Annotated in this window: 11 protein-coding genes; 7 read left to right on the plus strand and 4 right to left on the minus strand. The window is 67.3% G+C overall.

From position 1 onward, the window contains the following. The first annotated feature begins 94 nt into the window (after window positions 1-94). A complete protein-coding gene (locus ACTDI4_RS20105; protein ID WP_442842836.1) occupies window positions 95-1,093 on the plus strand; it encodes a DUF2125 domain-containing protein in 999 nt (332 codons plus the stop codon). 15 nt (window positions 1,094-1,108) lie between these two features. On the opposite strand, the gene glmM is transcribed toward ACTDI4_RS20105, so the two are convergent. Then, window positions 1,109-2,461, minus strand: a complete 1,353-nt coding sequence (glmM, locus tag ACTDI4_RS20110) for a phosphoglucosamine mutase (RefSeq protein WP_442842837.1) — start codon at window positions 2,459-2,461, stop codon at window positions 1,109-1,111. A gap of 523 nt (window positions 2,462-2,984) precedes the next feature. Between glmM and ACTDI4_RS20115 the strand changes: the two genes are divergently transcribed. Then, window positions 2,985-3,698, plus strand: a complete 714-nt coding sequence (locus tag ACTDI4_RS20115) for a hypothetical protein (RefSeq protein ID WP_442843413.1) — start codon at window positions 2,985-2,987, stop codon at window positions 3,696-3,698. 106 nt (window positions 3,699-3,804) lie between these two features. Here the strand turns inward: ACTDI4_RS20115 and ACTDI4_RS20120 are convergent, their stop codons facing one another. The 3 genes from ACTDI4_RS20120 to ACTDI4_RS20130 form a co-directional block, all read right to left on the minus strand. Beyond that, window positions 3,805-4,464 (minus strand): peroxiredoxin, encoded by a 660-nt coding sequence (locus ACTDI4_RS20120; protein WP_442842838.1) that lies wholly within the window; start codon window positions 4,462-4,464, stop codon window positions 3,805-3,807. A gap of 175 nt (window positions 4,465-4,639) precedes the next feature. Continuing rightward, on the minus strand, window positions 4,640-5,011 hold the full coding sequence (locus tag ACTDI4_RS20125; protein ID WP_442842839.1) for a cell division protein ZapA: 372 nt from the start codon (window positions 5,009-5,011) through the stop codon (window positions 4,640-4,642). 10 nt (window positions 5,012-5,021) lie between these two features. After that, window positions 5,022-5,294 (minus strand): DUF4164 domain-containing protein, encoded by a 273-nt coding sequence (locus ACTDI4_RS20130; protein ID WP_442842840.1) that lies wholly within the window; start codon window positions 5,292-5,294, stop codon window positions 5,022-5,024. 256 nt (window positions 5,295-5,550) lie between these two features. On the opposite strand from ACTDI4_RS20130, the gene tkt reads away from it, so the two are divergent. From tkt to ACTDI4_RS20155, 5 genes are all read left to right on the plus strand, one after another. Next, complete coding sequence (gene tkt / locus ACTDI4_RS20135; protein WP_442842841.1) at window positions 5,551-7,545, plus strand: transketolase; 1,995 nt, start codon at window positions 5,551-5,553, stop codon at window positions 7,543-7,545. 30 nt (window positions 7,546-7,575) lie between these two features. Continuing rightward, the gene (gene gap, locus ACTDI4_RS20140) at window positions 7,576-8,586 is read left to right on the plus strand and encodes a type I glyceraldehyde-3-phosphate dehydrogenase (RefSeq protein WP_442842842.1); all 1,011 of its coding nucleotides are present in this window, start codon (window positions 7,576-7,578) and stop codon (window positions 8,584-8,586) included. A 186-nt stretch (window positions 8,587-8,772) separates the two neighbouring features. Continuing rightward, on the plus strand, window positions 8,773-10,653 hold the full coding sequence (locus ACTDI4_RS20145) for a potassium/proton antiporter (protein WP_442842843.1): 1,881 nt from the start codon (window positions 8,773-8,775) through the stop codon (window positions 10,651-10,653). Window positions 10,654-10,759: 106 nt separating this feature from the next. After that, on the plus strand, window positions 10,760-11,956 hold the full coding sequence (locus ACTDI4_RS20150; RefSeq protein ID WP_442842844.1) for a phosphoglycerate kinase: 1,197 nt from the start codon (window positions 10,760-10,762) through the stop codon (window positions 11,954-11,956). Between the two features lie 111 nt (window positions 11,957-12,067). Then, window positions 12,068-12,964 (plus strand): fructose bisphosphate aldolase, encoded by an 897-nt coding sequence (locus tag ACTDI4_RS20155; protein WP_442842845.1) that lies wholly within the window; start codon window positions 12,068-12,070, stop codon window positions 12,962-12,964. Window positions 12,965-13,061: the final 97 nt, after the last annotated feature.

Raw genomic sequence — 13,061 nt, forward strand, 5'->3', positions numbered from 1 at the left:
CTGTATGGCCGCGCCGGCGCGAGACCCCGCGGGCCGGGGCCCGCCGGAAATGGCCGGTACGTTCTAATGGCGCAGAGGTAGCGAGAGCCGCAGCATGACGTCAAGCAACGAAATTCCCCGCAAGCCCCGCCGCGTCCTATGGTGGGTGGCGCTGCTGCTGCTCGTCATGTTCGGCCTCTACAGCGCCGGCTGGTTCTGGCTGGCCGACCGCCTGCGCAGCGAGACCGCGGCCAGGATCGCGGCGCTCGACGCGCGCGGCATCCGCGCCAGTTGCGTCAACATGCAGGTGAGCGGCTATCCGCTGCGCCTCGACGTGACGTGCGACGCCATGGCCTATGAGGACGACGCCGGCAATGTCGCCGCCTCGGCCGGCAGCCTGAACGCGGCGGCGAGCCTGCCCTTTCCCTGGCTGCCGACCGCCGAGATGCGCGGCCCGCTGCGCACCATGTCGCCCGGCATGACGCCGCTGTGGATCGACTGGGACCGGCTTCAGGCCGGCGCGCGCCTGTCGTGGCCGCTGCCGAAGCGTGTCTCGCTGGATGCCGAGGGGCTTTCCGGCCAGACCGACCCGCAGGACGACACCGACCCGGTGCAGCTTTTCAGCATAGGCAATGCCGCCGCCGTCGTGCAGCCGATCGGCACGGACCTCGACTACAGCGGCAGCTTCGCCGATCTGGAGATCGACGCCGAGGCGGTGGGCGGACGCGCCCTTCCGCCGCTGGACGGCAACGTGCGCGCCACCCTCAAGGACGGCATCGCCCTGCTCGCCTCGAACACGCGCAGCCTGCGCGGCCACACGGTGGAGATCGCCGGCGCGGAGCTTTCCTCGGGCGAGGCGCGCGTATCGGTGTCGGGGCCGGTGACGATCGGCACCGACGGCCTGATCGACGCCGCGCTCACCGTCAGGCTGCACAATCCCAAGGCAGTGGCCGAGGTGCTGGCCGGCGCGCTTCCGGAAAAGGCGGGCCAGATCCGGCAGGGCGTAGGCGTGCTGGCCATGCTCGGCAACGAGCCCTCGCTGCCGCTCAACGTGGTCAAGGGCAAGGCCACGCTCGGCTTCATACCGCTGGGCGAGATAAAACCCGTGCAATGAGGCGGCAAGGCCGCCTCAGGCGGCGCTGCGCGTCTCGGAGATCACGTCGACCAGGTCGTTCACCACCGTCTCGACCAGTTTCTGGTCGTCGCCTTCGGCCATGACGCGGATGAGCGGCTCGGTGCCGGAGGGGCGGATGACGAGGCGGCCGCTCTTGCCCAGCCGGTTACGGGCCTCCTCGATCGCCGCCTTCACGGAAGCGTCCTCCAGCGGCTGGCCGCCGGCGATGCGCACATTCTTCAGAAGCTGCGGCACCGGCTCGAACTTGCGCGACAACTCGCTGACCGGCCGGTTCTGGCGCTTCACGCAGGCCAGCACCTGCAGCGCCGAGACCAGGCCGTCGCCGGTGGTGGAGAAGTTGGACAGCACGATGTGGCCCGACTGCTCGCCGCCGACATTGAAGCCGTGCGCGCGCATGTGCTCGACCACGTAGCGGTCGCCCACCTTGGTGCGGTGGAGCTGCAGGTTCATGCCGTTGAGGAAGCGCTCCAGGCCGAGATTCGACATGATCGTGGAAACCACGCCGCCGCCGGCCAGATGCCCGCTCTGGTGCCAGGACTCGGCAATCATGGCCATGATCTGGTCGCCGTCGACCACCGCGCCGTTCTCGTCCACGATGGCCACGCGGTCGGCATCGCCGTCCAGCGCGATGCCGATGTCGGCGCGCACCTCGTGCACCTTCTTCTGCAGGCTGACGGGATGGGTGGAGCCGCATTCCTTGTTGATGTTGAAGCCGTCGGGCTCGACATTGATGGCGAAGACCTCGGCGCCGAGTTCCCAAAGGGCGGCCGGCGCCACCTTGTAGGCCGCGCCGTTGGCGCAATCCACCACGATGCGCAGGCCCGACAGCGACATGGAGCGCGGCAGCGTGCGCTTGGCGAACTCGATGTAGCGGTCGTGCACGCCGTCGACGCGCTTGGCGCGCCCCAACGCGTCGGAATCGGCCAGCGCCATCTCCACGTCCTCATCCAGCATCGCCTCGATGCGCTGCTCGATCTCGTCGGAGAGCTTGTAGCCGTCCGGCCCGAACAGCTTGATGCCGTTGTCGGAATAGGGGTTGTGGGAGGCCGAGATCATCACGCCGATGTCGGCGCGCAGCGAGCGCACGAGCATGGCGACCGCCGGCGTGGGAATGGGGCCGAGCAGGAACACGTCCATGCCCGCCGCGCACAGGCCGGCCACGAGCGCATTCTCGATCATGTAGCCGGACAGGCGCGTGTCCTTGCCCAGCACGACGCGGTGGCGGTGGGTGCCGCGATGGAAGGACAGGCCGGCGGCCATCCCCACCTTCATGGCCACCTCGGCGGTCATGGGGAACTTGTTGGCCCGACCGCGAATACCGTCCGTCCCGAAATAACGTCCTGACATATACTGATCATCCTTGCCGGAACTTGACGGCACCTAATGCCACAACTGCCCCGCGTCCAGTCATCACAATGTATGATCTTATGTTACGAATCCTTAGGAATCCGTTCTTTCGCCAAAAATGCGGCACAATCGTCGCAATCCTCGCGGAAAGCGCGGCGACGGTTACCATCTGCAACCCCACTGGCGCAACCGGCCGTTGAGCGCTATTTCTGCCGGAGGGACGATTTTCGGGCCGCAAACGGAGAAACCCATGCGCATCGACAGACTTGCATCACTGACCGGCCTCGCCGTCGTCACGCTTTTCCTGGCCTCTCCGGCCAGCGCGCTGACCATGGCCGAGTGCAGCACGAAGTACAACGCCGCCAAGACGGCGGGCACGCTGAACGGCCAGACCTGGAACCAGTTCCGCAAGGCCGAGTGCGGTTCCGACGCCAGCGCCGCCACCAACGACAATGCCGCCGCTCCGGCCAAGAAGACGAAGAAGAGCGCCGCCGCTTCGAACGAGACCGGCACCGGCCTGTCCATGGCCGAATGCAGCGCCAAATATCAGGCCGCCAAGACCGCCGGCACCCTGAACGGCCAGAAGTGGAACGACTTCCGCAAGGCCGAATGCGGGCCCGGCGCCAGCGCCGCCGCCGCGCCGGCCAAGGCCACGAAGACCACCGCCAAGGCCGAGCCGGAGGCCAAGGGCCTGACCATGGCCGAATGCAGCAGCAAGTATCAGGCCGCCAAGACCGCCGGCACGCTGGGCGGCCAGAAGTGGAACGACTTCCGCAAGGCCGAATGCGGGCCCGGCGCCAGCGCCGCCGCCGCGCCGGCCAAGGCCACGAAGACCACCGCCAAGGCCGAGCCGGAGGCCAAGGGCCTGACCATGACCGAATGCAGCAGCAAGTATCAGGCCGCCAAGACCGCCGGCACGCTGGGCGGCCAGAAGTGGAACGACTTCCGCAAGGCTCAGTGCGGATCGGGCGCGGCCGACGACGAGACCGTGCCGAGCGTCAACGAGGCCAACTACAAGGGCGAGCCCGCCACCCCGACCACCAAAGCGCCGCGCGGCGTCAAGTTCCCGACCGCGATCTCGAACAAATATGCCAACGAGACCCCCGGCAAGGCGCGCATGCACACCTGCCTCGACCAGTACTACGCCAACAAGGACGCCGATGCGCTGGGCGGCCTGAAGTGGATCCAGAAGGGCGGCGGCTTCTACAGCCTGTGCAACGCCCGGCTGAAGGGTTGACACCGCAGCGCCTTTGCGGCGCCTGAAAGGCGAGACCCGCAGGCCGGCGCCGGCCTGCGGGTCTCTTTTTGTCCCTGCGGTTTCGGCCTGGCACGGGCCAAAAGCGTCAGGCCGCGGGCTGCCTGGCCTTCCTGAGGTAGGGCAGGACCACCTCGAAGGCGCCGAAGCGCCTGGCCGCCTCCTCGTCCGATACCGAGCCGGCGATCACGATGTCCTCGCCGGGCTTCCAGTCGGCCGGCGTGGAAACCGGATATTTCGCGGTGAGCTGGATGGAATCGATCGCCCGCAGGATCTCGGCGAAATTGCGCCCCGTGGTCATCGGATAGGTCAGGATCAGCTTGATCTTCTTGTCCGGGCCGATGACGAAGACCGACCGCACCGTGGCGTTGTCGGCCGGCGTGCGCCCTTCGGAGGTGTCGCCGGCACCGGCCGGCAGCATGTCGTAGAGCTTGGCCACCTTGAGATCGCGGTCGCCGATCATCGGGTAGCGCACCGCATGGCCGGTGGCCTTCTGGATGTCGTCCTTCCACTTGTGATGGCTTTCCACCGGGTCCACCGAGATGCCGATGATCTTGACCCCGCGCTTCCTGAACTCGCCTTCCAGGCCGGCCATCGTGCCCAGTTCGGTGGTGCAGATCGGGGTGAAGTTCTTGGGATGCGAGAACAGCACCGCCCAGCCGTCGCCGATCCATTCGTGGAAGCGGATCGGTCCTTCGGTCGTGTCGGCGGTGAAGTCCGGCGCCGTATCGTTGATGCGAAGGCTCATGGTCGTTCTTCCCTTGTTGAAAGGTGCCGCGTGGCGGCCGCCGACCAGCCCGATCGCGCCAGGCCGGCCGGATCAAGGGTATTAAATCCGCCCCGCGGGAACGCCGCAAGCGATTTCGCCCCGCGCCGTCCCTGGCGCAGGGGAATATCTTTTCCGCAGCGGACCGCCGCGGAGATCAGGCGGAAACCGGCCGCACCGCCAGTTTTTCGGCCAGCGTTTCCATGCGCTCGGCCAGCGCGCCGAGCGCGCCGGTCAGCGCGGCGTCGTTCTTGTCGGCCTTGCTCAGCGCATCGTCGCGCGTCTTGCGCAGCGTCAGCACCTCGCTCTCCATGCCCTTGATGCGCTTCTGCAGCTCGGTCAGCTCGTCCATGACCATGATGCCGGCCATGACCGTCAGCCGCTGGTCGCCGATCTCGCCGAAGGAATCCTTCAGGTGCATGACATAGCGGTCGAAGCGCTCGGCAAGGTCGATGAGGTGCTCTTCCTGGCCTTCGTCGCAGGCCATGCGGTATTGCTTGCCGTCGATGGAAACCGTCACCTGCGCCATGGCCAACCTCCTACCTGTCCAGCACCGCGCGGATCGTCTCCATGGCCGTCACGAGGCGGCGCGACACCTCCTTGTTGGCATCCTCGAGCCGTTCGGCCCGCGCCTCGGAATTGTCCAGTTCCTGCGCCAGCCGCGAGCGGTCGGCGTTCATGCGCTGCACCTCGGCCTCGGCTTCGGAATAGTCGCGCTCCTGCTCCAGCCGCGCCGCGACGGCGTTTTCGAGGCCCTCGATGGCCCTGCCCAGCCTGGCGATCACTTCCTTGAGCGTCGTTTCCCCGGTCATGGTCCTTGTCCTGCACCCTGCCCATCACCGAATCGGTCCGCGTTCAGAACGCGTTACCTTTAAAACATTAGGCGGCGCCTGAACCATGCGTCAACAAAGCACTCGCGCTGTCCCCCGCAAACGCTAAAGTAAGGCGATGCCGCCGCCGATGGCGGAAGGCGCGAATGCAGCCATTTGTTGACTCAAGGCGCCCTCCTGCTATGTGTCGCGCACCTTTTTGAAGGCTCGCCAAAGCCCCATCTTCCCTGGAGGAACCATGCCCTCGCGCGAACAACACGACCGGATGGCCAATGCGATCCGCTTTCTGTCCATGGATGCCGTGGAAAAGGCCAACTCCGGCCATCCCGGCCTGCCGATGGGCTGCGCCGACATCGCCACGGTGCTGTTCACCCGCTTTCTGAAATACGATCCGAAGAACCCCCACTGGCCCGACCGCGACCGTTTCATCCTCTCGGCCGGCCACGGCTCGATGCTGATCTACTCGCTGCTCTATCTGACGGGCTACGAGGACATGACCATCGACCAGATCGAGAATTTCCGCCAGCTCGGCTCCAGGACCGCCGGCCACCCCGAATACGGCCACGCCACCGGCATCGAGACCACCACCGGCCCGCTCGGCCAGGGCTTCGCCAACTCGGTCGGCTTCGCGCTCGGCGAGCGCATCATGAACGCCGCCTTCGGCAACGACCTCGTCGACCACTACACCTATGTGCTGGCCGGCGACGGCTGCCTGATGGAAGGCGTCTCGCAGGAGGCGCTGACGCTTGCCGGGCACCTCAAGCTCAACAAGCTGATCGTCTTCTGGGACCACAACGACATTTCCATCGACGGCCCGGTGTCGCTGGCCGATTCCACCGACCAGCTCGCCCGTTTCCGCGCTTCCGGCTGGGACGCCACGCTGGTCGACGGCCACGACCCCGAGGCGATCGCCGTCGCCATCGAGGCCGCGCGCCATTCCGACAAGCCGAGCCTCATCGCCTGCCGCACCACCATCGGCTTCGGCGCGCCCACCAAGGCCGGCACCGCCAAGGCGCACGGCTCGCCGCTCGGCGCCGAGGAGATCGCCGGGGCCCGCAAGTTCTTCAACTGGGATTCGCCGCCCTTCGTGGTCCCCGACGACATCCTCGGCGCCTGGCGCGAGGCCGGCAAGGCCGGGGCCACGCCCCGCGCCGAGTGGGAGGCACGCCTTGCCAAGGCCGAGCCCAAGCTGCGCGCCGAATTCGAGCGCCGCACCAAGGGCGAGCTGCCGGCAGGCTTCGACGACGCGATCATCGAGTACAAGAAGAAGCTGGCCGCGGACCGGCCGAAGGTGGCCACCCGCAAAGCGTCGGAAATGGCGCTGGAGGTCATCAACGGCATCCTGCCCGAAACCATCGGCGGCTCGGCCGACCTCACCGGCTCCAATAACACCAAGACCAGCCAGACCAAGAACATCACCCCGCTGGACTACGGCCAGCGCTATGTCCACTACGGCATCCGCGAGCACGGCATGGCAGCCGCCATGAACGGGCTGGCGCTGCATGGCGGCATCATCCCCTATGGCGGCACCTTCCTGTGCTTTTCGGACTATGCGCGCCCGGCCATGCGGCTGGCCTCGCTGATGGGCATCCGCTCCATCTTCGTCATGACGCACGATTCCATCGGTCTGGGCGAGGACGGCCCCACCCACCAGCCGGTGGAGCATCTGGCCGCCCTTCGCGCCATCCCCAACCACAACGTCTTCCGGCCGGCCGATGCCACCGAGACGGCGGAATGCTGGCAGTTGGCGCTGGAACACATGAAGACCCCTTCGACCCTGGCGCTGACCCGCCAGAACCTGCCGGAGCTGCGCACCGAGTTCACGGCCGAGAACCTCAGCCGCAAGGGCGCCTACGAGCTGGCCGCCGCCGAGGGCGGCGAGGCCGCCGTCACCATCTTCGCCACGGGCTCCGAGGTGGAGATCGCGCTCGGCGCCCGCAAGCTGCTGCAGGGACACGGCCACCCCACCCGCGTCGTCTCCGTCCCCTGCTTCGAGCTGTTCGCCGAGCAGGACGAACCCTACCGCCGGAAGGTGATCGGCAAGGCCGGCGTGAAGATGGCCATCGAGGCCGGCGTGCGCGAGGGCTGGGACCACATCATCGGCTCCGACGGCATCTTCATCGGCATGAAGGGCTTCGGCGCATCGGCTCCGATCGAGAAGCTCTACCCGCATTTCGGCATCACCGCGGAAGACGCGGCCAAGGCCGCCGAGGCGCGCCTGCACAAGAACTGATTTGTTTCGCTCCCAGGGAGAATTTCGAAAATGACGGTCAAGGTTGCCATCAACGGGTTCGGACGTATCGGCCGCAACATCCTGCGCGCCATCTACGAGTCGGGCCGCACAGACATCGAAGTGGTCGCGGTCAACGATCTCGGCCCGGTCGAGACCAACGCGCATCTCTTGCGCTACGACAGCGTGCACGGCCGCTTTCCGCACGAGGTGAAGGTGGAGGGCGACACCATCTCCATCGGCCGGGGCGCCATCAAGGTCACCGCCATCAAGGACCCGGCGCAGCTTCCGTGGAAGGAACTGGGCGTCGACATCGCGCTCGAATGCACCGGCATCTTCACCTCGAAGGAGAAGGCTTCGGCGCACCTGACGGCGGGCGCCAAGCGCGTCATCGTCTCCGCACCTGCCGACGGCGCCGACCTCACGGTGGTCTACGGTGTCAACCACGACAAGATCGGCAAGGACCACATCGTCATCTCCAACGCGTCGTGCACCACCAATTGCCTGGCGCCGGTGGCCATGGTGCTGAACAACGCCTTCGGCATCCAGCAGGGCTTCATGACGACGGTGCACGCCTATACGGGCGACCAGCCGACGCTGGACACCATGCACAAGGACCTCTATCGCGCCCGCGCCGCCGCCATGTCGATGATCCCGACCTCGACCGGCGCGGCCAAGGCCGTCGGCCTCGTGCTGCCGGAGCTGAAGGGCAAGCTGGACGGCGTGTCGATCCGCGTGCCGACCCCCAACGTCTCCGTCATCGACTTCAAGTTCGTGCCGAAGAAGGCCGTGACCGTGGACGAGGTGAACAAGGCTCTGGTGGCCGCCGCCGACGGGCCGCTGAAGGGCATCCTCGCCTATACGAACGAGCCGCTGGTCTCGATCGACCTCAACCACAATCCGGCTTCCTCCACCTTCGCGCTCGACCAGACCAAGGTGATCGACGGCAACCTCGTGCGCGTCATGTCGTGGTACGATAATGAATGGGGCTTCTCCAACCGCATGGCCGACACGGCCGTGGCCGTGGGCAAGACCATCGCCTGATCCTTTTCGGCCCGATCCTCATCGCAAGAAAGCGCCCGGCCAATTCCGCCGGGCGTTTTCGTTGGCGAATACGCGGCGCGGAAATTGCGGCCGGACGGGATAAAAATCATCGCCGCGCCTTGCGCCGGCCTTGTCTTCGCCTCACTCTCCGGTGATCCCGCACGATAGCAATTGGGGCCGTCCTGGATGGAGCATGCGATCTACCTCGCTACGCTGGTGGGCACCGGCCTGGTTCTTGCCGCCGCGTTTTCGAGCCTGATCGCCTTCCGCTTCGGCGCGCCGCTGCTGCTGTTGTTCCTGGGCATCGGCCTGGCCAGCGGCGCCAACGGCCTCGGCATCCAGTTCGACAATGCCCAGCTCGCCTATTTCGCCGGCTCGCTGGCGCTGGCCGTGATCCTGTTCGATTCCGGCTTCGGCACGCCGCTGAAGGCGCTGCGGCAGGCGGCCGCGCCGGCCCTGTCGCTGGCCACGGGAGGCGTGGTGGTGACCACCTGCCTCTTCGGCGTCGCCGCCTTCTACCTGCTGCATCTCGGCTGGCTGGAATCCTTCCTGCTGGGCGCCTCCGTGGCCTCGACCGACGCGGCCGCCGTGTTCTTCCTGCTGCGCGCCGGCGAGATCAACCTGCGCGAGCGCGTGCGCTCCACGCTGGAGGTCGAATCCGGCACCAACGACCCGATCGCCATCTTCCTCACCATCACCCTGGTCGAGGTGATCGCCGCCGGCGCCAATCCGGAAGCCAAGGTGCTGGTGGCCGACCTTTTGCTCGGCTTCCTGCTCACCATGGGCCTGGGCGCGGCCGTCGGCATCCTCGGCGGCATGGCCATCACCGCCCTGGTCGAGCGGCTCAACCTCGACCACGGCCTGCTGCCCATCTTCGTGCTGACGCTGTCGCTGATGGTGTTCGCCGGCGCCGGCGCCATCGGCGGATCGGGCTTCCTGGCGGTCTATCTCGCCGGTCTGGTGGCCGGCAATTCCGACATCCGCGCGGTGGGCAAGCTGCGCCGCTTCCAGGACGGCATCTCCTGGCTGGCCCAGATCATCATGTTCCTGGTGCTGGGCCTGTTCGCCACGCCGGCGCAGTTCCCCGCCATACTGGTGCCCACCGTGCTGCTCGGCCTGTTCCTCGTCTTCGTGGCGCGCCCCATCGCCGTGTGGCTGTGCCTGGTGCCGTTCAGGCTGCCGCGCCCGGAGGTCGCCTTCATCTCCTGGGTGGGCCTGCGCGGCGCCGTCTCGATCCTGCTTGCCATCACGCCCCTGCTGGGCGGGCTGGAGCACGGCCGCGTCATCTTCAACGCCGCCTTCATCGTCGTGCTGGTCTCCCTGGTCGTGCAGGGGTGGACGGTGGCCCCGCTGGCGCGGCGCCTTGGCCTCCTGGTGCCGGCGCGCATGGGGCCTCTCGACAAGGTCGAGCTGGAACTGCCCGGCTCCGCCCGCCACGAGCTTCTCGCCTACCGCGTGGCGCCCGGCAGCCCGGTGGCGCGCGGCGAGCGCATCCCGCGCTGGGCCCGCCCCTCGCTGGTGGTGCGCGAGGGCCGCTCCATGCGCTTCCAGGACATGGGCCGGCTGCAGGCCGGCGACAATGTCTACATCTTCGTGCCCGACCGCTATCCGCGCCTGCTCGACAAGCTGTTCGCCAGCCGCGCCCTGGTCGACCCGGAGGACGCCGACTTCTTCGGCGCCTTTGCCGTGGACCCCGCCCGGCCGGCCGAGGAACTGGAGGCCGCCTACGCGCCCGGCCTGACCGAGGCGGAGCGCAAGCTGAGCATCGGCGCGCTGGCGATCGAGCGGCTGGGCGGCCATGCCGAATATGCCGACCGCGTGCCGCTCGGCCCGATCGAGCTGATCGTGCGCGACGTGGACGACAAGGGCCGCATCACCGGCCTCGGGCTTTCCTTCGAGCCGGCCCCGCCGACGGCGCGCGTGCCGGTCTTCCTCAGCGCCGGCGAGATCCGCGACCGCATCGCCGCCTTCCTCCGTCGCCGCCGCGCCCCGGCCGCGGATGCTGACGAAAGGCAGGCTCAGGCCGCCCCCGAGATGCCGCGGGAAAACGTCACCGGCGAAGCCTGACCGCGGCGCCTCGTTGCGGCCGTTATTTCGCCGCCGTTGAAAGGCCGGTCTTGCATCGTCCGCGTTGCCGGGTAAGGTCCGGCGCGATTTCAGGAAAGGGTGAAAGATGGCCGGTTTCAAGACACTCGACGACATGGGCGACATCCGCGGCAAGCGCGTGCTGCTGCGCGTCGACCTCAACGTGCCGGTCGCGGACGGCAAGGTCAGCGACGCCACCCGCATCGAACGCATCGTTCCCACCGTGGACGAATTATCGAAGAAAGGCGCCAAGGTCATCCTTCTCGCCCATTTCGGCCGCCCGAAGGGCGCGCCCTCGCCCGAATTCTCCCTCGACCCGATCGCCCACACGGTTTCGGCCATGATCGGCAAGCCGGTCGCCTTCGCCGTCGACTGCATCGGCGCCGAGGCCGCCGGCGCGGTGGCCGGGATGAAGGACGGCGACATCCTGCTTCTGGAAAACACCCGCTTCCACAAGGGCGAGGAGAAGAACGATCCCGAGTTCATCGGGGCGCTGGCCGCCAATGGCGACCTCTACGTCAACGACGCCTTCTCGGCCGCCCACCGCGCGCACGCCTCCACGGAAGGGCTGGCGCGTCTTCTGCCGGCCTGTGCCGGCCGCGCCATGCAGGCCGAGCTGGAGGCGCTGGAAAAGGGCCTCGGCAATCCGGTCAAGCCCGTCATCGCCATCGTCGGCGGCGCCAAGGTCTCGACCAAGATCGACCTTTTGATGAACCTGGTGAAGAAGGTCGACGCGCTGGTCATCGGCGGCGGCATGGCCAACACCTTCCTGGCCGCGCGTGGCACGAATGTCGGCAAGTCGCTGTGCGAGCACGAACTGGCCGGCACGGCCAAGCAGATCATGATCGAGGCCGCCACCGCCGGCTGCGCCATCATCCTGCCTTCCGATGCGGTCGTGGCGCGCGAGTTCAGGGCCGGCGCGGCGAGCGAGACGGTCGCCATCGACCAGGTTCCCGCCGACGCCATGATCCTCGATGTCGGCGAAAAGACTGTGGCGACGGTCAGCGAATGGATCGACCGTGCCGCCACGCTGGTGTGGAACGGGCCGCTCGGCGCCTTCGAGATCGAGCCCTTCGACCGGGCGACAGTGGCCGCGGCCAGGCACGCGGCCGCGCGCACCAAGGCGGGCAAGCTGGTTTCCGTGGCCGGCGGCGGCGACACGGTGGCCGCGCTCAACCATGCCGGCGTGGCCGGCGACTTCACCTATGTCTCAACGGCCGGCGGCGCCTTCCTGGAATGGATGGAGGGCAAGCCGCTGCCGGGCGTGGACGTGTTGAAGGCCTGAAGCCCGCCTCGAACGTGCCGTCGCGCCCATACCCGGCCGGGACGGCATCGTGACATTGGGGCGCGGCTTGATATATGGGATTTGGAAATCAGTGGACTTTCGGAGAATGAGATGAACAAGGACATGGCCGCGCAGGTCGCGAACAAGGATGGCTTCATTGCAGCGCTCGACCAGTCGGGCGGTTCCACGCCGAAGGCGCTCAAGCTTTACGGCATCGACGGCAGCGCCTGGTCGAATGACGCGGAAATGTTCGACCTCGTCCACCAGATGCGCACGCGCATCATCACCTCGCCCGCCTTCACCGGCGACAAGGTCATGGGCGCGATCCTGTTCGAGCAGACCATGGACCGCGACATCGACGGCACGCCGACCGCACAATATCTGTGGGAAAAGCGCCACGTGGTGCCTTTCCTCAAGATCGACAAGGGCCTGGCGGAGGCGCAGGACGGCGTCAGGCTGATGAAGCCCATGCCGGAACTCGACACGCTGCTGAAGCGGGCCGTGGCGAAGGGAATATTCGGCACCAAGGAACGCTCGGTCATCGATGCGGCGAACGCCAAGGGCATCGCCGCCATCGTCGCCCAGCAGTTCGAGGTCGCCAGGCAGGTCCTGGCGCACGGCCTCGTCCCGATCATCGAGCCGGAAGTCACCATCTCGATCGCCGACAAGGCGGAAGCCGAGGACATCCTGCTGGCGGAGATCCGCAAGCATCTCGACGACGTGCCGGCCGGCAAGCAGGTCATGCTGAAGCTGACGCTGCCGACCAAGGCCAACCTCTACAAGCCGCTGATCGACGATCCGCGCGTCATGCGCGTGGTCGCGCTCTCCGGCGGCTATTCCCGCGACGAGGCGAATGCAAAGCTGAAGCAGAATGTCGGCATGATCGCCTCCTTCTCGCGCGCGCTGACCGAGGGTCTGTCGGCCAACCAGACCGACGACCAGTTCAACGCCGCCCTGGCTTCGTCGATCGACAGCATTTTCGACGCCTCGAGCGTCAAGGCCGCCTGACCCGGCGCCCTTTCTTCTGCGAACCATCAGAAACCCGGGCCTGGCGCCCGGGTTTTTTCATGGCGCCCGAAAAATCCAAACCGGGATGTCGGTGCCG

The sequence above is a fragment of the Mesorhizobium sp. PUT5 genome (assembly GCF_052216645.1).
Lineage (GTDB): Bacteria > Pseudomonadota > Alphaproteobacteria > Rhizobiales > Rhizobiaceae > Mesorhizobium.

Coding starts and splice junctions, on each gene's coding strand:
- ACTDI4_RS20120 (WP_442842838.1), bottom strand. CDS start 4,464: ATGAGCCTTCGCATCAACGATACGGCGCCGGACTTCACCGCCGACACG.
- ACTDI4_RS20155 (WP_442842845.1), top strand. CDS start 12,068: ATGAACAAGGACATGGCCGCGCAGGTCGCGAACAAGGATGGCTTCATT.
- ACTDI4_RS20105 (WP_442842836.1), top strand. CDS start 95: ATGACGTCAAGCAACGAAATTCCCCGCAAGCCCCGCCGCGTCCTATGG.
- glmM (WP_442842837.1), bottom strand. CDS start 2,461: ATGTCAGGACGTTATTTCGGGACGGACGGTATTCGCGGTCGGGCCAAC.
- ACTDI4_RS20115 (WP_442843413.1), top strand. CDS start 2,985: ATGGCCGAATGCAGCGCCAAATATCAGGCCGCCAAGACCGCCGGCACC.
- ACTDI4_RS20145 (WP_442842843.1), top strand. CDS start 8,773: ATGGAGCATGCGATCTACCTCGCTACGCTGGTGGGCACCGGCCTGGTT.
- ACTDI4_RS20130 (WP_442842840.1), bottom strand. CDS start 5,294: ATGACCGGGGAAACGACGCTCAAGGAAGTGATCGCCAGGCTGGGCAGG.
- ACTDI4_RS20150 (WP_442842844.1), top strand. CDS start 10,760: ATGGCCGGTTTCAAGACACTCGACGACATGGGCGACATCCGCGGCAAG.
- ACTDI4_RS20125 (WP_442842839.1), bottom strand. CDS start 5,011: ATGGCGCAGGTGACGGTTTCCATCGACGGCAAGCAATACCGCATGGCC.
- tkt (WP_442842841.1), top strand. CDS start 5,551: ATGCCCTCGCGCGAACAACACGACCGGATGGCCAATGCGATCCGCTTT.
- gap (WP_442842842.1), top strand. CDS start 7,576: ATGACGGTCAAGGTTGCCATCAACGGGTTCGGACGTATCGGCCGCAAC.